The organism is Xylanimonas ulmi, from assembly GCF_004216535.1.
Classification (GTDB): domain Bacteria; phylum Actinomycetota; class Actinomycetes; order Actinomycetales; family Cellulomonadaceae; genus Xylanimonas; species Xylanimonas ulmi.
The window spans coordinates 2,969,968-2,990,261 of sequence record NZ_SGWX01000001.1 but is presented as its reverse complement, the minus strand read 5'-3'; the positions used below and the strand labels follow the sequence as shown (position 1 = coordinate 2,990,261).

The 20,294-nt window shown below is 73.8% G+C and carries 18 protein-coding genes; 11 read left to right on the top strand and 7 right to left on the bottom strand.

The window, feature by feature from the left end; translation table 11 throughout:
- Nucleotides 1–16 precede the first annotated feature (16 nt).
- Nucleotides 17–1,654 (top strand): dihydrolipoamide acetyltransferase family protein, encoded by a 1,638-nt coding sequence (locus tag EV386_RS13840; protein ID WP_130415906.1) that lies wholly within the window; start codon nucleotides 17–19, stop codon nucleotides 1,652–1,654.
- Between the two features lie 612 nt (nucleotides 1,655–2,266).
- Entirely contained in the window at nucleotides 2,267–4,438 is a 2,172-nt protein-coding gene (locus EV386_RS13835) for a bifunctional copper resistance protein CopD/cytochrome c oxidase assembly protein (protein WP_130416945.1), read from the top strand.
- 96 nt (nucleotides 4,439–4,534) lie between these two features.
- Here EV386_RS13835 and uxuA read toward each other — a convergent pair whose 3' ends face one another.
- From uxuA to EV386_RS13820, 3 genes are all read right to left on the bottom strand, one after another.
- Nucleotides 4,535–5,656, bottom strand: coding sequence for a mannonate dehydratase (gene uxuA, locus EV386_RS13830; protein WP_130415904.1), 1,122 nt, complete (start codon nucleotides 5,654–5,656; stop codon nucleotides 4,535–4,537).
- Between the two features lie 129 nt (nucleotides 5,657–5,785).
- Nucleotides 5,786–6,805: an L-idonate 5-dehydrogenase gene (locus EV386_RS13825; protein ID WP_130415902.1), complete on the bottom strand. Its 1,020-nt coding sequence runs from the start codon at nucleotides 6,803–6,805 to the stop codon at nucleotides 5,786–5,788.
- Entirely contained in the window at nucleotides 6,802–8,205 is a 1,404-nt protein-coding gene (locus EV386_RS13820) for an MFS transporter (RefSeq protein WP_278025447.1), read from the bottom strand. The genes EV386_RS13825 and EV386_RS13820 overlap by 4 nt, the downstream gene beginning before the upstream one ends.
- Nucleotides 8,206–8,365: 160 nt before the next feature.
- Here EV386_RS13820 and EV386_RS13815 point away from each other — a divergent pair, with 160 nt between their 5' ends.
- Nucleotides 8,366–9,097: a GntR family transcriptional regulator gene (locus EV386_RS13815; protein ID WP_130415898.1), complete on the top strand. Its 732-nt coding sequence runs from the start codon at nucleotides 8,366–8,368 to the stop codon at nucleotides 9,095–9,097.
- Between the two features lie 13 nt (nucleotides 9,098–9,110).
- Here the strand turns inward: EV386_RS13815 and EV386_RS13810 are convergent, their stop codons facing one another.
- Nucleotides 9,111–9,737, bottom strand: a complete 627-nt coding sequence (locus tag EV386_RS13810) for a TetR/AcrR family transcriptional regulator (protein WP_165399945.1) — start codon at nucleotides 9,735–9,737, stop codon at nucleotides 9,111–9,113.
- A gap of 79 nt (nucleotides 9,738–9,816) precedes the next feature.
- Between EV386_RS13810 and EV386_RS13805 the strand changes: the two genes are divergently transcribed.
- Complete coding sequence (locus EV386_RS13805) at nucleotides 9,817–12,867, top strand: MMPL family transporter (RefSeq protein WP_130415894.1); 3,051 nt, start codon at nucleotides 9,817–9,819, stop codon at nucleotides 12,865–12,867.
- Complete coding sequence (locus EV386_RS18855; RefSeq protein ID WP_130415892.1) at nucleotides 12,864–15,230, top strand: YhgE/Pip family protein; 2,367 nt, start codon at nucleotides 12,864–12,866, stop codon at nucleotides 15,228–15,230. Before EV386_RS13805 ends, EV386_RS18855 begins: the two co-directional genes overlap by 4 nt.
- Nucleotides 15,231–15,244: 14 nt before the next feature.
- Here EV386_RS18855 and EV386_RS13795 read toward each other — a convergent pair whose 3' ends face one another.
- On the bottom strand, nucleotides 15,245–15,517 hold the full coding sequence (locus EV386_RS13795) for a hypothetical protein (protein ID WP_130415891.1): 273 nt from the start codon (nucleotides 15,515–15,517) through the stop codon (nucleotides 15,245–15,247).
- Nucleotides 15,518–15,611: 94 nt separating this feature from the next.
- A complete protein-coding gene (locus EV386_RS13790; RefSeq protein WP_130415889.1) occupies nucleotides 15,612–15,827 on the bottom strand; it encodes a hypothetical protein in 216 nt (71 codons plus the stop codon).
- Nucleotides 15,828–15,982: 155 nt separating this feature from the next.
- Between EV386_RS13790 and EV386_RS13785 the strand changes: the two genes are divergently transcribed.
- The 6 genes from EV386_RS13785 (at nucleotide 15,983) to EV386_RS13760 (ending at nucleotide 19,836) form a co-directional block, all read left to right on the top strand.
- Entirely contained in the window at nucleotides 15,983–17,128 is a 1,146-nt protein-coding gene (locus EV386_RS13785; protein ID WP_242607969.1) for a hypothetical protein, read from the top strand.
- Between the two features lie 73 nt (nucleotides 17,129–17,201).
- Nucleotides 17,202–18,044 carry an aldo/keto reductase gene (locus tag EV386_RS13780; protein ID WP_130415887.1) on the top strand — a complete coding sequence of 281 codons (843 nt, stop codon included), beginning with the start codon at nucleotides 17,202–17,204 and terminating at the stop codon, nucleotides 18,042–18,044.
- A gap of 84 nt (nucleotides 18,045–18,128) precedes the next feature.
- A complete protein-coding gene (locus EV386_RS13775) occupies nucleotides 18,129–18,689 on the top strand; it encodes a DUF2975 domain-containing protein (RefSeq protein WP_130415885.1) in 561 nt (186 codons plus the stop codon).
- Entirely contained in the window at nucleotides 18,689–18,988 is a 300-nt protein-coding gene (locus tag EV386_RS13770; protein WP_130415883.1) for a helix-turn-helix domain-containing protein, read from the top strand. Before EV386_RS13775 ends, EV386_RS13770 begins: the two co-directional genes overlap by 1 nt.
- Nucleotides 18,989–18,990: 2 nt before the next feature.
- Nucleotides 18,991–19,212, top strand: a complete 222-nt coding sequence (locus tag EV386_RS13765) for a hypothetical protein (protein WP_165399944.1) — start codon at nucleotides 18,991–18,993, stop codon at nucleotides 19,210–19,212.
- 57 nt (nucleotides 19,213–19,269) lie between these two features.
- On the top strand, nucleotides 19,270–19,836 hold the full coding sequence (locus EV386_RS13760; protein WP_130415879.1) for a hypothetical protein: 567 nt from the start codon (nucleotides 19,270–19,272) through the stop codon (nucleotides 19,834–19,836).
- A gap of 19 nt (nucleotides 19,837–19,855) precedes the next feature.
- Here the strand turns inward: EV386_RS13760 and EV386_RS13755 are convergent, their stop codons facing one another.
- The gene (locus EV386_RS13755) at nucleotides 19,856–20,293 is read right to left on the bottom strand and encodes a CoA-binding protein (RefSeq protein ID WP_423219002.1); all 438 of its coding nucleotides are present in this window, start codon (nucleotides 20,291–20,293) and stop codon (nucleotides 19,856–19,858) included.
- Nucleotide 20,294 lies beyond the last annotated feature (1 nt).

Here is a 20,294-nt window from a genome sequence, read left to right as displayed (position 1 = left end):
CCCAGAGAGGACATCCGTGAGCACGCAGCGATTCCCCCTGCCCGACGTCGGGGAGGGCCTGACCGAGGCGGAGATCGTCGAGTGGCGCGTCCAGCCCGGCGACGCCGTGGCCGTCAACCAGGTGATCGTCGAGATCGAGACCGCCAAGTCGCTGGTCGAGCTGCCCTCGCCCTGGGCGGGGACCGTGACGGCGCTGTTGGTCGCCGAGGGCGAGACCATCGACGTCGGCACGCCGATCATCGAGGTCACGACCGACGCCGCCGCGCCCGCCGCGCCGTCGGGGGCCTCGGCGCCGACGCCGCCCGCCGACGCCGTGGCGCAGAGCGAGACGGCGCAGGACTCGGGCTCGGGCTCGGTGCTGGTCGGCTATGGAACCGCCGAGGGCGCCGCCCCCGCCCGACGACGCCGCCGCACCGCAGCGGCGGCCGCCCAGGCCGCCACGGCCACCTCGGCCACCTCGGCCACCTCGGCGGTCGAGCCTGTCGAGACCCCCCGCCGTCCGGCCACCTCGGTGGTCGAGCCTGTCGAGACCCCCCGCCGTCCGGCCACCTCGGTGGTCGAGCCTGTCGAGACCCCCCGCCGTCCGGCCACCTCGGTGGTCGAGCCTGTCGAGACCCCCCGCCGCCCGGCCGCCCCGGTGGTCGAGCCTGTCGAGACACCCCGCGCCGCCGCCGCCCAGGCCCCGGCCCGTGTCGCGCCGGACCCCGGAGCGATCTCCGTCCCCGCGGCGGGCGCGACGTCGTCGTTCGGCCGGGTGCTCGCCAAGCCGCCGGTGCGCAAGCTCGCCAAGGACCTGGGCGTGGACCTCGCCTCGGTGTTCCCCACGGGCCCAGGCGGCATCGTGACGCGTGAGGACGTCGTCGCGCACGCGGAGGGCGCCAAGCCGCAGGCGTTGGCGACCTACCCGGACGACGACCAGCCGTGGCTCGCGTCGGGCTCGGTCTCGCCTGACGCGCGACGCACGCGTGTGCCGGTCAAGAGCGTGCGCAAGCGCACCGCGGAGGCGATGGTCGCCAGCGCGTTCACCGCGCCGCACGTCACGGTGTTCCACACGGTCGACGTCACCAAGACGATGAAGCTCGTCGCGGCGCTCAAGGAGGACCGCGAGTTCACCGGGGTGCGGGTCACGCCGTTGCTCATCGCCGCCAAGGCGGTGCTCATGGCGGTCAACCGACACCCGGAGATCAACGCGAGCTGGGACGACGCCGCGCAGGAGATCGTCTACAAGCACTATGTGAACCTCGGGATCGCCGCCGCGACCCCGCGAGGCCTCGTGGTCCCCAACATCAAGGACGCCCACCGCCTCGACCTGCTCCACCTCGCCCGGGCGATCGCCGACCTCACGGCCACCGCGCGCGCCGGCCGCACCACCCCCGCGGACATGTCCGACGGCACCATCACGATCACCAACGTGGGCGTCTTCGGCATCGACACCGGCACACCGATCCTCAACCCGGGCGAGGCTGGCATCCTCGCGTTCGGCGCGATCCGCCAGCAGCCGTGGGTGCACCACGGCAAGATCAAGCCGCGCTGGGTCACCCAGCTCGCGCTGAGCTTCGACCACCGCCTCGTCGACGGCGAGCTCGGCTCGCGGTTCCTGTCCGACGTCGCGCGCGTCCTGGAGGAGCCCGCCCGCGGCCTCGTCTGGCTCTGATCCACCCACCCGCGCCCCCGCGGTTCGAGCCCGTTCCGCCACCGCGTCCGGTCGCCCAGCCCGACCGCTGCCCCGCGTCCGGGCACCCCGGCCGACCGGACGCCCCGACCGCTGCCCCGCGCCCGCGCCCGCGTGCGCCCGCTGACCGCCGTGCGCCCCGCTCCCGCCCGCCGTGCCCCCGGATGGGCCGCCGCCGAGTTCGAGCATCCGAGCCGTGTTCGAGCGGTTGGTCCTAATCCGAGCGCCCGGGGGCTCGAACACCGCGCCGATTGCTCGACCACGGCTCGGATGCTCGAACACGGTGTGGCGGGGCCCTCGGGTACCGGGTGGGCGAGTTCGAGCATTCGCGCGAATGTCGAGTGGTTGGGCCCAATTCGAGCGCCCGGGGGCTCGAACACCGCGACGAATGCTCGAACACCGCGCGGATGCTCGAACACCGTGGGGGGAGGATGCGGGGTCGGCGACCGGGGAGTTCGGGGCGGGGGCTGGTGGGGTGGGCGCGGGTTGGCGGGGGGCGGGGGTTGGTGTGGCGGGCCTGGGCGGGTGGGGGCCGGGCGGCGGTGGGGGAGTGGGGGATTGGGGGATTGGCTCGCCTAGGCTGGGTGGGTGACCGTGCGCTCCACCTCCGACGTCGCAACTTCCGCCGTAGAGCCTCGCAATCGCGCGCGGTGGCTGGTCGCGGTCGGCCCGGCCGTCGTCGTGGTGGCGTTGGCGGCGGCGTGGGGCGCGGGCGCGCTCACCGGAGCGTTCGCCGCGCTCGAGGGTTTCGCTGACGCGGGCGCCGTCGTGCGCTGGGGTGGGCCGGTCTTCTCCGTGCTCGCCGAGCTGGCCTCGGCGCTGACCCTCGGCGCCCTGGTGACGGCGGCCGCGCTGGTCGCCCCGGGCAAAGCGCAGCGCACAGCGCTGACGACGGCGGGCGTCGCCGCGTCGGTCTGGGCGCTCGCCGGCCTGGCGGAGCTGGTGCTGCAGTACGCGGACATCTCGGCGACGCGGCTCGACGCCCCCGGCTTCGGGCCCGGGCTGTGGCAGTTCCTGACCGAGATCGAGCTCGGCCGCACCAACCTGACGATCGTGATCCTCGCGGCGGTGACCTCGGCGTTGGCGCTCGCGGTCAACGGGGCGGTGGGCGCGCTGTGGACGTGCCTGGCGCCGCTCGCTGCGTTCGCCTACCAGTCGTCGACCGGCCACGCTGCGGGCGCCGCGAGCCACACGCTCGCGGTCGGCGCGATGTTCCTACACCTGGTGGGCGCGGCGCTGTGGGTCGGCGGACTGGGCGCGATCGGGGTGCTGGTGATCGTCGCGCAGCGTGACGCCCGCCGTGGCGCCCGTGGCGCCCGGAGCGACGCCCGGCGAGGCGGCGCAGGGGGCGCCGGGGATGCCGGGGACGTGACGGCGTGGGAGGCCGCGGTGCCGCGCTTCTCGATCATCGCCTCGTGGTGCCTGGTCGCCGTCGGGTTCTCCGGCGTGGTGTCCGCGTGGATCCGGGTCGGCGACCTCGGCGATCTGGGCACTCGGTACGGAATCCTGCTCGTGACCAAGGCCGTGCTGCTCGCGGGTCTGGGCGCGCTCGGCCTGGCGCATCGCCGTCGGGTGCTGCGCGACCTGTCCGCCGGGCGCGACGGCGTCCATGCGACGGCCCGCGTGACCCAGCGTCCTGGGTCGAGCGTGGCGGCGCTGGGGCCGGCGCGGGCGTGGCTGTTCGCACGGCTCGCCGCCGTCGAGGTGCTCGTCATGGGCGCCGTCATGGGCGTCGCCGTCGGGCTGGCCGCCTCCGCGCCGCCGGTGCGCGACGACGTCGCGATCGACACCAGCCCCGCCTACCAGCTCACGGGATCGCCGCTGCCTCCCGAGCTGACCGGAGCGCGGTGGGTCACGGAGTGGAGGCTCGACCCGCTGTTCGCGTTCGCGTGCGCGGCCGCCGTCGTCGTCTACCTGACCTGGGTGCGTCGGCTCGCCCGTCGTGGCGACCGCTGGCCGGTGGGCCGCACCATCGCCTGGTGCCTGGGCGTCGCCGTCGTCGCGTGGGACACCAACGGCGGCCCGACCATCTACGGCGAGGTGCTGTTCAGCGCGCACATGGTCCAGCACATGGTGCTCGCGCTGCTGGTGCCGCTGCTGCTGGTGCTCGCCGCGCCCATCACGTTGCTGCTGCGTGCGGTGCCCGGGCGGCGCGACGGGTCACGCGGGCCGCGCGAGTGGGTGCTCGGGTTCGTGCACTCGCGGTGGGGTCGCACGGTGTCCCAGCCGCTGATCGCCGGGCTGGTGTTCGTGGCCGGGATGATCGTCTTCTACTACACACCGTTGTTCGACTGGTCGCTGCGCTCGCACGTCGGGCACGTGTGGATGGTCGTGCACTTCACGCTCGCGGGGTACTTGTTCGCCAACGCGCTCATCGGCATCGACCCGGGGCCCAGCCGTCCGCCCTACCCGCAGCGGATCATCCTGCTGTTCGCCACGATGGCGTTCCACGCGTTCTTCGGTGTGGCGCTCATGAGTCAGACGACGCTGCTGGCCGCCGACTGGTTCGGCAATATGGGCCGCGCGTGGGGCGGCTCGGCGATCGCCGACCAACAGCGTGGCGGCGACATCGCATGGGGCATCGGCGAGCTGCCGACGCTCGCGCTGGCCATCGCCGTGGCCGTGCTGTGGGCGCGCTCGGACGAGCGTGAGGCGCGCCGCCGCGACCGTCAGGCCGAGCGCGACGGCGACGCCGAACTGGAGGAGTACAACGCGATGCTGGATCGGATGGCCAAGCGCGACGCCGCTGACGGGCCCGGTCACTGAGCGCTCACGCTCGTCGGTGTGGGGGGCCCGGTTGCGCCGGTGGGCGTGGCCGGGCCCCCGCACACCTGGAGTGCTCTGATCTGGGGGCGGGGTGGGTCAGGCCTGGTAGGTGGCGGTGTCCCAGCAGCCGAGGAGGTATTGGACGCCGAGGGCGCGGTCGTAGAGGCCGTAGCCGGGGCGGGGGGTGTTGCCGCGGTTCTCGTCCCATAGGTGGCGGCCGTGGTCGGGGCGGATGTAGCCGGTGTATCCGGCCGCGGCGTAGGCGCGCATGATGCCGACGGTGTCGATGGAGCCCTCGTTCGCGCGGTGGGCGACCTCGGTGAAGTCGCCGTTGGGGTAGTGCTTGATGTTGCGCACGTGGGAGAAGTGGATGCGGTCCATGAAGGTGGTGACGGCGTCGACGGGGTCGGAGTCGGGGTTGGAGCCGAACGAGCCCAGGCACAGGGTCAGGCCGTGGTGGGGGCTGGGGTTGAGGGACAGGACGCGGGCGAGGTCGGCCTTGCGGGACACGACGCGGGGCCAGCCGAAGATGTCGAAGGCGGGGTCGTCGGGGTGGACGCCGAGCTTGACGTCGTACTCCTCGCACACCGGGATCACGGCGTCCAGGAAGTACTGGTAGTTGGCGTACATGTCCTCGCGGGTGACCCCGACGTAGGCGTCCTTGAGCTCCTGGAAGGACGCGAGGCGCTCGGGCTCCCAGCCGGGCAGGGTCAGGCCGCCGTCGTCGAGGTTCATCGAGGCGATGAGTGACTCGGGGGTCATCTGGTCCACGATCGCCTTCTCGTAGTACAGGGCGGTGGAGCCGTCGGGCAGGGGGTGGAACATGTCGGTGCGCAGCCAGTCGAAGACGGGCATGAAGTTGTAGCAGACCACGCGCACCCCGGCCCGCCCGAGCCGGGCGATGGTGGTGCGGTAGTTGTCGATCGCGGTGTCGCGGTCCAGGCCCAGGACGGTCTTGCCGAGCTTGATCGACTCGTGCACGTTGACCGACTCCACGACGTCGGCGCGCAGGGTCTTGGTCACCCCGCGGGCGTGGTGGTCGGGGGTCAGGTCCTCGATCCGGGCGATCTGTTCGGCGATCTCGTCCTCGGTCCACACCTGCCCGGCCTGCTTGTGGTGCAGGGACCACACGATCGTGGTGACGCCGGGGATCTGGCGGATGTCGTCAAGGGCGACGGTGTCGTTGCCGTCGCCGTACCAGCGAAAGCCCATCTTCATCGGGGGCGCCTCTCATCTCAAAAGGGGGGTGCGTGCGGGTGGGGGGTCTCGACAGGCTCGACCGCCGGTGGTCCGGCCGCCGCGGTCCGGACCCGGTGGTCGAGCCCGTCGAGACCAGGGGCTGGGCGGTCAACTCAGGCGGAGCATGACCTTTCCGCCGCGCGTCGGGTCGGCGGCGGCGCGCATCGCGGCCTCGGCGTCGTCGATGTCGAACACGCCGCCCACCAGGGGGCGCACGTTGAGCCCGCGCCGAATCGCCTGGATCGCGTCGTCGACCTCGTCGACAAAGCGGTAGGACCCGATCCAGGTCAGCTCACGGGTCACGAGGTCGCCGAGCACGGACTGCGCGCCGACCCCGGGCAGGTTGCCGACCTGGACGACGACTCCTCCGCGCGCGGCGGCGTGCAGGACGCCCTGAAGGGCGCCGGGCACCCCGGAGGCCTCGATGACGACCTCCACATCCCGGGGAAGCGGTCCCACGCTGGGGTCGTACACGCCGTCGGCGCCCATCGCCTTCGCGATCAGTCGCGCGGCGGGGGAGAGGTCCGCGGCGACGACGAAACGTGCCCCGGCGTGACGGGCCGCTGCGATGGCGAGCAGCCCGATCGGGCCGCAGCCGTTGACCAGCACGTCGCGTCCGGCGACGACTCCGGCCCGGGACACCGCGTGCATCGCCACCGCCAAGGGCTCGACGATCGCTCCCTCGAAGGTGGTGACGCCCTCGGGCAGAGTCCGGACCTGGTCGGCGCGCACCGTCTTGAGCTGGCTGAAGCCGCCGTCGGTGTGGGGGTAGAACGCGGCGGAGCCGAAGTACCGCACTCGCTCATGGAGGTTCGTGCGCCCGGCGAGGCGCTCCGGAAGGGCCGTGTCGCCCTCCGGTGTGGCCGGGTGGAAGGTCACCTTGTGGCCGAGGTCGACGCCGTCCACCTGCGGGCCGAGGCCCACGACCGTGCCGGCGACCTCGTGGCCCAGGACCATGGGATCGCGCAGTTGGGCGGTGCCGGAGCGTCCGTGCTTCCAGTAGGACAGGTCGGAGCCGCAGATGCCTCCCCACTCCATGGCCACGAGCACCTCGCCGTCGCCGGGGGTGGGGTCCGGGCGCTCCTCGACCCGCAGGTCGCCGGGTCCGTGGACCAGCACGGCCCTCATGCCGCGTCCTCAAGCCGCACGAGGTCGCGTCCGCCCACCTCGGGGCTAAGCGCCGCCGAGATGAGCGTGATCACGCTGTACGCCACGATCATCGCGGCGATCGGCCACCAGGAGCCGGTGGCGACGGTCAGCGCGGCGGCGATGATCGGGCCGATCGCGGTGGCGGCGATGCCGCCGATCTCCTTCGCGAGCGCCAACTGGGTGAACCGGGTGCGCGCGCCGAACAGCTCGGCCATCGTCACGCTCTCCAGAGAGAACAGCCCCAGCACGGCGATGTTGTGCAGCAGGATCATCGAGAGCGTCAGGGCCACGGTGTGGCCCTCGGACACGAGCCGCAGCAGCGGGAACGCCAGGACGACGGCGGCGGCGGTGAGCGCGATGTAGACCGGACGCCGTCCGACCTTGTCGCCGATCCAGCCGACGATCGGGACGGTCGCGAAGCCGACGAGGGAGCTGTACAGCAGGGCGGTCGTGGCGATCGACGCGTCGAGCAGGAGGGTCGCGGTGAGGTAGCCCACGAGGAAGGTCTGGATCAGGCCCGAGTTGCCGGCCTGCCCGAACCGCAGGCCCAACGCGAGGAAGAACGCGCGGCCCTTGCGTTGGCGCATCGCCGCGTCGAGCGTGCCCTCGACGTCGGCGTCGAGCTCGACGAGCGCGACGAGGTCGGAGTGGTCGAGGGCGACGCCGTCCTCGTCCACGTCGACCCGGCTCTCGAAGACCGGGCTCTCCTTCAGGTGCCGCCGGATCCACACCGCGAAGACCATGAGCAGGAAGCTCATCAGGAACGGCAGACGCCATCCCCAGGTCACGAGCTGCTCGTCTGGCAGGACGGCGACGAGCAGAGCCCACACGCCGGTGGCCGCGAGCGTCCCGGTGTTGGTGCCGAGGCTGACGAGTGAGGCGAGCACGCCGCGCCGTCGTGGCGGCGCGTACTCGGCGAGCATGGTGGTCGCCCCGGCGATCTCGGCGCCGGCGCCGAAGCCCTGCACGAGACGCAGGACCACCAGCAGCATCGGGGCGAGGATCCCGATCTGCGCGTAGGTGGGCAGCGCGCCGATCAGGGTTGTCGAGGCGCCCATGAGCGCGATCGTCAGGAAGAGGACCTTCTTGCGTCCGAGCCGGTCGCCCATGCGCCCGAAGTAGACGGCCCCGGCCAGTCGGGCCACGTACCCGGCGCCGTAGGTGCCCATCGCCGCGATCAGTCCGAGGGCGGGGTTGATCTCGGGGAAGAACACGTCGTTGAAGACGATCGCCGCGGCCAGCGAGTACAGCTGGAAGTCCATGAACTCCATGGCCGTGCCCAGCCAGCCCGACACCGCGGCCTTGGCGAGGTCGCCTGTGCTGCGCTCTCGCCCTTGCGTCACCGACGCCGTGTCGGTCGCACTGATGCTTCGTTGCACCGTCTGTCTCCTTGCTCGGTCCTGATGCCGGGTCGTCGGAGGTCCCCGCGCCGTGAGCGCGACACCCGGCGCCGCCATCGGGCGGCGCGACTAGAGGTATACCAGGACTGGTACGCAAGGCCAAATATATAAGCGTCGCTCCATCCCGTAGACTGCGGCCATGCCGACCCTCGCGACGGGCGCCCGCCCCGAACCGCGCACGAGCGGCGGTGAGGTGCGCGAGGAGTTGCGGCGACGGATCGTCTCGCTCGACCTGGCTCCCGGCTCGCCGATCTCGATCAACGCGCTCGCGGCCTCGCTGGGCGTCTCGCGCACGCCGGTGCGCGAGAGCCTCATCCGGCTCGCCGACGAGGGTTTGGTCCAGGTCTTCCCCAAGGTCGGGACCTTCGTCTCCCGGATCGACCCGCAGCGCGTCTCGGACGCACAGTTCCTGCGCGAGGCGGTCGAACTCGCCTCGCTGGCCTCGCTCGCCACCCAGGGGCCGCCCGACGCCGAGGCCGTCGCCGCGCTGAGGCGGAACGTCCAGGCGCAGCACGAGGTCCGTGACGGCGTCGAGGACTTCCTGCGGCTCGACGACGAGTTCCACCGAGGTCTGCTCGACCTGGCCGGCAACGGCGGCGTCTGGGACACCGTGGCCACGGCCAAGGTGCACCTGGATCGAGCGCGCCGGCTCGGCCTGCGGGCGACACCTCTCGGGGCCTTCGTCGCCGAGCACGACGCCATCCTCGAAGCGGTATGCGCCGGCGACCTGGATCGCGCGGCCCGCCAGATGCGCGCCCACCTGCGCGCGGTCTTCACGGACATCGATCAGATTCGGGCGCGGTCGCCCCAGCTGTTCCGCTCGCAGGACGACGCCGTGCCCGTGCGGCGCAATATCCCGGTCTGGTCCTGACCGGGTCGCCGGGCTACTCCTGGGTGATCAGCAGGTCCACCAGCGCCTCCAGCGCCGCGGGGGCGACGTCGGGGGCGTCGGCCACGGCGGCGTCGCGCGCGCTCGCGGCCCACGCGCCGAGCAGCAGGTCGATGGCGATGCCCGGGTCGGTGGTGAAGCGCAGGCCCAGCCCCCCGAGCAGACGCCCCAGCACCTCGGTGAGCTCGGCGCGCATGGCGCGCTGCTGCGCCGTCCAGGCGGCCCCGATCTCGGGCGCGCGCATCGCCAGCAGCTCGAACTCGGCGTTGATGGGGTACCAGCCGCGCTCGGGCATCTTGCCCTCGGTGACGGCGGCGAGCACTGAGCGGATGACGCTGCGCTCCAGGTGACGCTCGTGCACCACGCCGCTGTCGAGTGCGGCCACGGCGGCCTCCAGGGCGGCGAGGTGGCGGCGTGACTGCCGTTCGGTGAGCGCGAGGAACAGCGCCTCCTTGCTCTCGAAGTTGGAGTAGAACGCGCCCCGGGTGAAGCCCGCCTCCTCGGCGATGGCCTCGACCGACGCGGCCCCGAAGCCGACGTGAGTGAAGACGGCGGCGGCGGCGTCGAGCAGGCGCTCGCGCGTCTGTGCGCGACGGGCCGAGAGCGGCGGAGGTTGGGTCACACAACGAGTGTACCGATACAGTCCTGTATCGGATACAGTTGTGTATCGAAAGACGCCACGCCACAACCACAGGAGAGGTATGTCCTCCGTCCTCTACCAGCTCGGCCGCTGGGCGCTGCGCGCCCGCCGCCTCGTCGTCGTCGGCTGGGTCGTGATCCTCGCCGTCCTCGGCGGCGTCGCGGGCCTGGTGATGCAAGGCCTCGACAACGAGGTCACCATCCCCGGCACCGAGGCCAACCAGGCGCTCGAACGCCTCGCCGCGACCTTCCCGCAGGTCAGCGGCGTGTCCGCGCAGGTCGTCGTCGTCGCGCCCGACGGCGGCGCCATCGCCGACGCCGACATGCGCGCGCCGATCGAGCAGGCGGTGAAGGCGTTCGGCGACATCGACCAGGTGGTCGCGGTCACCTCGCCCTACGACGACACGCTCGCGGCGTCGGTCAACGACGACGGCTCCGCCACGATCGTCCAGGTCCAGCTCGACGGCGACCTCGGCTCGATCCTCGACTCGACCAAGGAGGCGCTCCAGGACGAGGCAGGCAGCCTCCAGGCGGCTCTGCCCGACGGCGCCCGCGCCGAGCTCGGCGGTCAGCTCTTCGCCACCGAGTTCCCGTCGATCTCCGTGACCGAGGGCCTCGGCCTGGTGGTCGCGCTCATCGTCCTGGTGCTGACGCTCGGCTCGTTCGTCGCCGCAGGGCTGCCGCTGGTCAACGCCCTGATGGGCGTCGGCGTCAGCATGGGGCTGCTGTTCGCGGCGACGTCGGTCGCGACCATCGGGTCGACGACGCCGATGCTGGCCGTCATGCTCGGCCTCGCCGTCGGCATCGACTACGCGCTGTTCATCGTCTCGCGACACCGTGACCTGCTGCGCGACGGGCTCGGCGTCGAGGAGTCGATCGCGCGCTCGGTCGCGACCGCGGGCTCCGCCGTCGTCTTCGCGGGCCTGACCGTGATGATCGCGCTCGTGGGCCTGAGCGTCGCCGGCATCCCGTTCCTCACGGTCATGGGCGTCGCGGCCGCGGCGGCCGTCGGCATCGCGGTGCTGGTGTCGCTGACGCTGCTGCCCGCGCTGCTCGGATTCGCCGGTGAGCGCCTGCGCCCGAAGGCGCCCAAGGCCCGCCGTGCTCGCCGCGGGCGCGGTGGGCGCCGTGGGCGAGCCGCGGCCCAGCGCGTCGCGGCGGCCGAAGGTCCCGCGGACGGGGTCTCGACAGGCTCCGTCGGCGAGGGTGGCTCGGTCGGCGAGGGTGGCTCGGTCGGCGAGGGTGGCTCCGTCGGCGGGGGTGGCTCGGTCGGCGAGGGGAGTGCGACCGGCGAGGGGGGCGCGACCGGCGACGGAAGTGCGATCGCCGGGCGTGAGGGGTTCTTCGGGCGGTGGGTGCGTGTGGTCACGCGCTGGCCGATCGTCACGATCGTGCTCGTCGTCGCCGCACTCGGCGCCCTGACCTGGCCCGCCACCGGCCTGCGCCTCGCGCTGCCCGACGCCGGCGTGCTGCCGCGCGACTCGAGCGCGCGCATCACCTACGACCTCATCTCCGACGAGTTCGGCGAGGGCTTCAACGGGCCCCTCATCGTGACGGCGTCGATCGTCACGAGCACCGACCCGGTTGGGCTCATGAACGCCATGGCCGACGAGATCCGCGACCTGCCGGGCGTGGCCGACGTGCCGCTCGCGACGCCCAACCCCTCGGCCGACACCGGCATCATCCAGGTGATCCCCGAGGGCGGCCCGACGTCGGTGGCCACCGAGGACCTCGTGCACGAGATCCGCTCGCTGCGCGCCCACTTCCAGCAGGAGTACGGCGTCGACATCGCGGTGACGGGCTTCACCGCCGTCGGCATCGACGTCTCGGCCAAGCTGGGCGCCGCGCTGCTGCCGTTCGGCCTGGTGGTCGTGGGCCTGTGCCTGGTGCTGCTGACCATGGTGTTCCGCTCGGTGTGGGTTCCGGTCAAGGCGTCGCTCGGCTACCTGCTGAGCGTCGGCGCGGCGTTCGGTGTGGTCACGCTCGTGTTCCAGCACGGGGTGCTCGCCGAGGCGCTCAACATCACGCGCACGGGGCCGGTCATCAGCTTCATGCCCATCGTGCTCATGGGCGTGCTGTTCGGCCTCGCGATGGACTACGAGGTGTTCCTCGTCTCGCGCATGCGTGAGGACTACGTGCACAGCCAGGGCCCCGACCGCGCCCGGCGCGCGGTGGGCTCGGGATTCCGCGGCTCGGCGCCCGTGGTCACCGCGGCCGCCGTCATCATGTTCGGCGTCTTCGTGGCGTTCGTGCCCGAGGGCGACATGAACCTCAAGCCGATCGCGCTGGGCCTGGCCGTGGGCGTGGCCGTCGACGCGTTCGTGGTCCGCATGGTGCTGGTGCCCGCGGTCATGGCTCTGTTGGGCGAGCGCGCCTGGTACATCCCGCGCTGGCTCGACCGGATGCTGCCGCACTTCGACGTCGAGGGCGAGGGGCTGGCCAAGGAGCTCGCCCTCGCCGAGTGGCCCGAGCCGGGCGCCACCGACGTCGTCGTCGCGCACGGCCTGGTCGTGGACGGCCCGTCGGAGGCGCCCCTGGTCGGGCCCGTCACCGTGCGGGTGCCCGACGGCGGCGCCCTCGTGGTCTGGTCCGACGCCGTCGCCTCGACCGACGCGCTGCTGCTCGCGCTCGCCGGACGCCTCAAGCCCGACGCCGGAGCGGTCAAGGTGGCCGGGTACGTGCTGCCCGAGCGGGCCTCCGCGGTGCGCGGCCGCGTCGCCGTCATCGACGCGGCGCCGTCCGACGACGCGCACCAGTCCGGTGCGCACGGCGCGGCCGCGCGGGCCGTCGTCGAGGCGCTGCGCGGGGCGCCGCGCGCCGTCGTCGTGCTGCGGGCGCACGCCCTGGGCGACCGTGACGGGCGTGACGCGCTCGCCGCGGCGTTGCGGGCGGCGCGGGCGCAGGGCGTCGCCGTGCTGGTGGGCACCACGGGCGCCGACGCGTCCGACCTGCTGCCGGACGCGCTCACGCTCGACCTCGCGCAGGCGTCGCAGGCGCATCCCGCCGAAACCCCGCCCCAGCTGGTTGAGCCCGTCGAAACCCCGCCCCAGCTGGTTGAGCCTGTCGAAACCACCCCGAACACCGGAAACGACAACGCGGAGGTGTCGAAGTGAACGCCCTGACCCGTACCGGCGCCCGCGCCGGGGTCTGGCGGCTGGCGGCCGTCGCGCTGCTCCCGCTCGCGGTGCTCGGGCTGCTGCTCACGGCCCTGTGGGACCCGGCGGATCGGCTCGACACCGTGCGCGCCGCGATCGTCAACAACGACGAGCCCGTCACCGTGAACGGCCAGTACGTGCCGCTCGGGCGGCAGCTCGCGGCCGGACTGGTCTCGGGCGTGGCGCCGGCGACCGAGCAGACGCCCAAGGCGGTCCCTGCCTCGGACGCGAGCTACCAGTGGGAGGTCACCAACCAGGAGCAGGCCGCCGCCGGGCTCGCTGATGGCACGTTCGCGGCCGTCGTGACGATCCCGAAGGACTTCTCGGCCGCCGCCACCTCGTTCGGCGGGGACGACCCCAGCCAGGCGCGGCAGGCGACCATCGACGTGGCGACCCCGCCGGGGGGCCGCGTCGCCGACGCGGTGCTCGCGCGGGTCGTCGCCTCGACCGCGACGACGGTCATGGGCTCCTCGCTCACCCAGACGTACGTCGACAACGTGCTGGTCGGCTTCAACACCCTGGGCGAACAGCTCGGGCAGGCCGCCGACGGCGCCTCGCAGCTCGCGGACGGCGCGACCTCGGCCGCCGACGGCGCCTCGCAGCTCGCGGACGGCGCGGGCCTGGTCGCGGACGGCGCGACCTCGGCCGCGGGCGGCGCCGCGCAGCTCGCGGACGGCGCGGGCCGGCTCGCCTCGGGCGCCCGGGCGGCGTCGAGCGGCGCGTCGGCGCTCGCGGGCGGTGCGGGCCAGCTCGCGGACGGCGCGTCGTCGGCGTCGGGAGGCGCGTCGGCGCTCGCGGGAGGCGCGGACCAGCTCGCGGGCGGCGCCTCGCAGCTCGCGGGTGGCATCGGCCAGAGCGCGTCGGGCGCGCAGGCCGCCGCGGCGGGCGGCGACAAGCTCGCCGCGGGCGCGCGCGGCGTGTCCGACGGCGTCGCGCAGCTCGACGCGGGCTTCGCACAGATCAACGTCGCGATCCCCCAGGTTCCCGATCCGGACACGTTGCCGTGGCTCGACGACCTCGATGGCATGAGCGACAGGATCGGCCAGGCGCTCACCGCGCTCGTGACAGCGTGCGGCGCCACGCCGCCGGCGATCGACGCGGACCTGTGCGCCCAGCTCGTCGCCCTCAACCTCGCCGAACTCCAGCAGGACTTCGAGGACCTGGGTGGCGCCTCGGGCGCCCTGGAGAAGGTGCGCGATCTGCGCGGGCAGCTCACGACGACCGCGCAGGGCGTGAAGGACCTCTCCGACGCCGCGACCAAGGTCGCCGACGGCATGGAGGAGGCCGCGGCCGGTCAGCACGAGCTCGCCGACGGGCTCGGCCGGCTCCACGGCGCCGCCAACACCGTCGCCTCGGGCGCCACGGACCTCGCGGGCGGCGCCCGTGACCTCGCGGGCGGGGTCGGCCAGATCGCCGACGCCGCCTCGGGCGTGTCGGCCGGCGCCACGCAGGTCTCCTCGGGCGTCCGGGCGCTCGCCACCGGCGCCACGGGCGTGTCCGGCGGCGCGCGCGACCTCGCCTCCGGGGTCGGCGACCTGGCCGCGGGCGCGCACGGCGTCGCGTCGGGCGCGACCGGCCTGGCGACCGGAGTGGGAGAGCTGGTCGGGGGAGCGGACCAGCTCGCCGACGGGCTCGGGCAGGCCGTCGACCAGATCCCGGTCTACTCCGACGGCGAGCGCGCGACGCTCGCCTCGGTCGTCGCCGACCCGGTCAAGGCGCCGGGTGACGACACGCTCGACACCGGCTCGACCGGCCCGCTGTTCGCCGTCGTCGCGCTGTGGCTGGGCGCGCTCGGGCTGACCACGGTCGTGCGGCCCTCCCGCTCGCGCGTGCTCGGCGCCACGCGCGGCGCGGTGCGCCTCGCACTGGCCGACCTGGCGCTGCCCGCGCTCATCGCGGCCGGGACGGGCGCCGTCGTCGGGGTGGTCATCGCCGCCGTCGAGCACCTGTCGGTGGGCGGATGGCTGGGCGCGATCGGCCTCGGGATGCTGACCTCGCTCGTCTTCGTCGCGCTGCACCAGGGCTTCTGCCTGCTGCTGGGCGACCTCGCGCGCGGCGTCAGCCTGCTCATGGCGGTGTTGGTCATCGCGACGGGTGTCGTGGCGACCGTGCCCGGCTGGCTTGACGGCGTCGCCGACCTGCTCGCGATCGGCGCGGCCCGCGAGGCCCTGGTCGGGCTCGTGGTGCCGGCCGCCGGCGGCGTGGGCGCGGCGGTCATCGGGCTCGTGTTGTGGGGCGTCGCAGGGCTGGGCCTGGCGGTGTTCGCGACGGCTCGGGCGCGCGTGACGCGCGTGGGGCGTCTGCTGACCGCGACCGTCTGAGGTCCCCAGACCGATCAGGGGGCGGGTGTTCGCACCGCGTCCAGGGCCGGCTGGGCCGCTCGGCGCCACCTCGCGACGAGGTCGGCGTCCGAGCGGCGCCGCCGGCCCTCGTCATGCACCGTGTGGGCGATCCGTCGATGGCGGACCAGGCTCGCGACGTCGTGGTCGATCGCCCAAAGGATCGCGGCCCGCACCTCGTCGCGCGTGACGGTCGGCGCGAGTCGGCCACCGCCGCGGGCGGTGGGGCGCCGAGGGCCGTCGTCGGCCACGCGAGAGTCGGACGTCACATGTGAAGAGAGGTCGGATCGCCGGCTTTGTGACGCGACTTCGCGGTCGGGTTCCGGCGAGCACGGCGCGAGGCCGTGCGTCGCGGGGGGCGGATCAGTGGGTGAGCGCGGCCTCGCGATGCCTGCGGATCAGGTGGCGGTCCGCCGCGTCCTGGACGTCCCACGGCGCCTGGCTCAGCCGGGCGACGCGGTGGGCGAGCAGCGCCTGGTGGTCGTGGTCGAGCGCCCATCGGGCCGCCGCGAGCAGCGCCTCGGGCGTCGGCTCGGTCGAAGGGTGCGGCTCGGCCGCCTCCATCGGTGGTGTCGCCATGCTGTGGTTCCCTCACGCTGCGGGCGAGAGCCCCGTGTCGGGCTCGTCGGCTGCCGCAGCGTACAAAGGGGACCTGGGCGCTGCGGGCCGATGGCGTGCCGCGCCCCTCCGCGCGCCCACCCGTCGATGTGGGCGCCCGGGTACACACTCGCGCCATGACGATGATGGACCTCGCGCAGGCGCGCTGCCTCAAGGAGCAGCTTCTGGGGTTCGCGCGCGAGCTCGCCGACCGCTACGGCGCCGTGACCGCGTACGACGTCGTGGTCCCGGGCGGCGCGGGCCTCGACGGCGGCGCCCGGGACGTTGCCGCCTCTGACAGCGCCGCGGTGCGCCGGGCGTCGCTCGACGCCGTGCGCGCGCCCACGCTCTCGCTCGGGCTCACCCCGGCGCCGGGCGACGCGGCGCCGGTCGACGCGGCGCCGGGCGTTCGGGCCTCGGGGGCCGACGGCGCGTACGCGGTCGCGGTCCGCTACCGGCTCGGGGTCCCGGCGGCGCGCGCGGTGGTGCGCAGGATCGCGGCCGAGGCGGGCGCCGACGTCGACGTGCGCCGCACCGGGCGCATCCGCACGCTGGGCCCCCGCCCGCCGGTCGCCAGCGCGCGGGCGCTGGGGGAGACGGGGCGGGCGCGACCGCTGCGGCCGGGCGTCTCGATCGCGAACGCCGCCGTCACCGCGGGCACGCTGGGCGGCTTCGTCGTCGACGCCGCCGACGGCGCGCCCGTGCGGTACGCGCTGTCGAACTGGCATGTGCTGGCCGGGTCCCCGCAGGCCGCGGCGGGCGACGTCGTCGTGCAGCCGGGGCCCGCCGACGGCGGCGCGGCGCCGCGTGACCGTGTGGGCGCGCTGGCGAGGTGGGCGCCGCTCGCTCCCGGTGAGCACCACCGCGTGGACGCCGCGCTCGCGCTGCTCGACGACGGCGTCGAGGTCGACGCGACCTACCCGCAGGTCGGGCGCGTGAGCGTGACGGCGCCGGCCCGGGGCGGGGAGCGGGTCGCCAAGGTCGGGCGGACGACGTCGCTCACCCACGGGCGGGTCAGCGCCATCGAGCTCGACGACGTGCTGGTCGGGTACGGCGACGAACTCGGGGTGCTGGGGTTCGACGGGCAGATCGAGGTCGAGTCGACGGGCGGCGGGCCGTTCTCGCGCGGCGGTGACTCCGGGTCGCTGGTGTTCCGCGAGGACGGCGCCGCGCTGGGCCTGCTGTTCGCCGGCTCGGAGACGGGCGGTCCGGACGGCTCCGGGCTGACGTACCTCAACCCGATCGACGCGGTGCTCGACGCGCTGGGGGTCACGCTGATGTGACACCGATCGCTCCGGGCGGCGGTTTCGGCGGTTTCGACGGGCTCGGCCACCAGCGGTCGGGGATGCTGGGGCGGTGAGCACCTGCGCCATCCCCACCCTCCGGCTCAACAACGGCGTCCTGATCCCGCAGCTCGGGTTCGGCACTTACAAGCTGCCGCCTGACCAGACCCGCGACCTGGTGCTGTGCGCGTTCGACGCGGGCTACCGCCACGTCGACACCGCGCAGATGTACCGCAACGAGCGCGAGGTCGGGCAGGCGCTCGCGGCGAGCGGGCTGCCGCGCGCCGAGGTGTTCGTCACCACCAAGCTCAACAACGCGTTCCACGCGCACGACGCCGCGCTCGCCGCGTTCGCGCGCTCGCTCGACGCGCTGGGCACGGACTACGTCGACCTGTTCCTCATCCACTGGCCGCTGCCCGCGCTCGGCCTGTACACCCAGGCGTGGGCCGCGCTGGAGGAGATCGCCGCCTCGGGGCGGGCGCGCGCGATCGGCGTCTCCAACTTCCAGCCCGCGCACCTGGAGCGCGTGCTGGAGACGGGGACGGTGGTTCCCGCCGTCAACCAGGTCGAGGCCCACCCCTACCTGCGGCAGGACGAGGTCCGCGCCTTCGACGCCGCGCACGGGATCGTGACGCAGGCGTGGTCGCCGCTGGGTCGGGGGACGGTGTTGGGCGACTCGGTCATCGCCGACGTCGCGGCCCGCCACGGCGTCACCCCGGCCCAGGCGGTGCTGCGCTGGCACGTGCAACGCGGCGACGTCGTCTTCCCCAAGTCGGCGAAGCCCGCGCGCATCGCCGAGAACGCCGACATCTTCGGGTTCGCGCTGGGCGAGGAGGACATGGCGGCGATCGACGGGCTCAACCGTGATGGGCGCACCGGCTCGCACCCCGACACGGAGAACCGCACCGACCGCTGATCCGGCGCCTCCCCGCGCTCCCTTGCCTATCGAATATCGAGAGGATACGATCGTTTATCGATAGGCAATGGTGAAGGAGGCCCCATGGAATCGCTCGTCTCGCGCGCCCAGCGGCGCGTGGACACCGTCCTGGGACGGGTCGGGCAGACCGGCGCGTTGACCCTCGGCGCGCTGCGCCTCGTGCTCGGCGCCGTGTTCGTCGGCGTGCTGCTCGCACAGGCGCTCTTCGTCCCGCTGATCGCCGACGAGATGGCGACGACGCTCCCCGAGGCGGCGTTCCTGCGCTGGCCGCTGCTGGTCATGGTGATCGCGGGACTCGCGATGGTGCAGGTCGCCGTCGTCTGCGTCTGGCGCCTGCTCACGCTGGTCGCCGAGTCGGCCGTGTTCAGCCATGCCGCATTCCGGTACGTCGACGGCATCGTGCTGGCCGGTGCGGTGGCGACGGCGCTCGCGGTCGCGGCACTGGCGCTGACGGTGGCGACGGGGATGCTGCAACCCGGCCTGTTGCTCGTCACGTGCGGCGCGATCGTGGGCGGAGCCGGGGTGACGCTGCTGGTCGTCGTGCTGCGCGCCCTGCTCGTGCGGGCCGTGGCGCTCACGGACGAGACCGCGGCGCTGCACGCCGAGCTCGGCGGGGTCATCTGATGCCCATCGTCGTCGACATCGACGTGATGGCGGCCCGGCGCCGTCTGGGCGTCGGCGAGCTCGCCGAGCGCGTCGGAATCACCCCCGCCAACCTCGCGGTGCTCAAGAACGGTCGGGCGCGCGCCGTCCGCCTCAGCACGCTCGACGCGCTGTGCCGAGCGCTCGAGTGCCAGCCGGGCGACCTGTTGCGCTGGGTCCCCGACGCGCCGGAGCGCTCCGAGGGGTTCGCGCCGCAGACCGCGCCCCGCCCGCCCGCGGCCGAACCGGGGCACAATGGAGGTGTGCACCTCGGGAGGTGACCATGGCGACCATCGACGCGGCCAGAGCTGCGAAGCAGACATTGCGGGACGCCGTGGCGAGGCTCGACGGCGTCACGGGGGTCGGGCTCGCCCAGCGCGGCGGCCCGTCGGACTGGGTGCTGCAGGTCAACGTCGAGACGGTGCGGGCGCGCAAGGACGTGCCGCCCGCGGTCGACGGCGTGCCGGTGGTCGTGCGTGTGGTGGGGGCCGTGCGGGCGCTGTGAGGTGTGGACGCGTCGAGCGTGTGCGATGGGGCGCGCGCTGGGGAGGGGGACCTGACCGTGCCATCGATCTCGCCGCCGTGGGTCGTGACCACTCTCGCCGAGTCGATCAGTGACTGGCCGCGACACCTGGCGGACCTTGTCGACGGTGAGGACGTCCAGCGGTGGCAGCGGGTGGTCGCCACGCGATACGCGCCCGCGCTGATCGGCGACGAGCGCGATGGGCAGGCGCGCCCAGGCGGCCTGCGCGCAGTCCTGGCGGGTGACGAGCGGGTCGTCGCGTCCTGGCCGTGCTTCGTCGACGACGACCCGCTGCCGCTTCCCGCGCCCGCAGGGGTCCAGGTCCGGGCGAACGGCGCGTGGAGTCAGGGGCTCATGGCGCTCACCGATCGGAGCCTGGCCCTGACGCACGAGACGCGCGCAGCCCGCTGCGCGCGGTTCGTCTGGCCCCGGGCGCAGGTCCGCGCGGTCAACCGGTTGCGGTTCGCGCTCTCGATGCTGTCGATGACGTCGTCGGGCGACGGGTACGAGGTGCTTCTGGGCGCGAACGCCCAGCGCGTCCTGTTCCGGGTCGCGCTGGGCGTCCGCGATCTCGACGTGCCCGCGCTCCTGCGGGGCGTGTGGTGAGGGATGAGGCCGCCTTCGCCTACCCCCGCGCGCGCCTGCTGCTGATGACGCCCGTGTCGAAGCCCGCCAGGTGCAGGCCCCCGTGGAAGCGCGCGTGCTCGATCTTCACGCAGCGGTCCATGACGACGTCGAGGCCGCCCGCCTCGGAGATGGCCGCGGCCTGCTCGTTCCACGATCCGAGTTGCAGCCACAGCGCCTTCGCGCCGACGGCGACGGCCTCGCGTGCGACGTCGGGCAGGTCCTCATGGCGCCGGAACACGTCGACGAGGTCGGGGGCGACCGGCAGGTCCGCGAGCGACCGGTAGACGGGCCGGCCGAGGATCGAGGTGGCGCGCGGGTTGACGAAGTACACGTCGTACGGCGAGCTCGACAGCAGGTACGTGGCCACGAAGTAGGAGGCCCGCGCCGGGTTGTCGCTCGCTCCCACGATCGCGACGCTCGTGGTGCGGCGCAGCAGC

Coding starts and splice junctions, on each gene's coding strand:
- EV386_RS13770 (WP_130415883.1), top strand. CDS start 18,689: ATGCCCATCGTCGTCGACATCGACGTGATGGCGGCCCGGCGCCGTCTG.
- EV386_RS13765 (WP_165399944.1), top strand. CDS start 18,991: ATGGCGACCATCGACGCGGCCAGAGCTGCGAAGCAGACATTGCGGGAC.
- EV386_RS13825 (WP_130415902.1), bottom strand. CDS start 6,805: ATGAGGGCCGTGCTGGTCCACGGACCCGGCGACCTGCGGGTCGAGGAG.
- EV386_RS13815 (WP_130415898.1), top strand. CDS start 8,366: ATGCCGACCCTCGCGACGGGCGCCCGCCCCGAACCGCGCACGAGCGGC.
- EV386_RS13790 (WP_130415889.1), bottom strand. CDS start 15,827: ATGGCGACACCACCGATGGAGGCGGCCGAGCCGCACCCTTCGACCGAG.
- uxuA (WP_130415904.1), bottom strand. CDS start 5,656: ATGAAGATGGGCTTTCGCTGGTACGGCGACGGCAACGACACCGTCGCC.
- EV386_RS13805 (WP_130415894.1), top strand. CDS start 9,817: ATGTCCTCCGTCCTCTACCAGCTCGGCCGCTGGGCGCTGCGCGCCCGC.
- EV386_RS13775 (WP_130415885.1), top strand. CDS start 18,129: ATGGAATCGCTCGTCTCGCGCGCCCAGCGGCGCGTGGACACCGTCCTG.
- EV386_RS13785 (WP_242607969.1), top strand. CDS start 15,983: ATGACGATGATGGACCTCGCGCAGGCGCGCTGCCTCAAGGAGCAGCTT.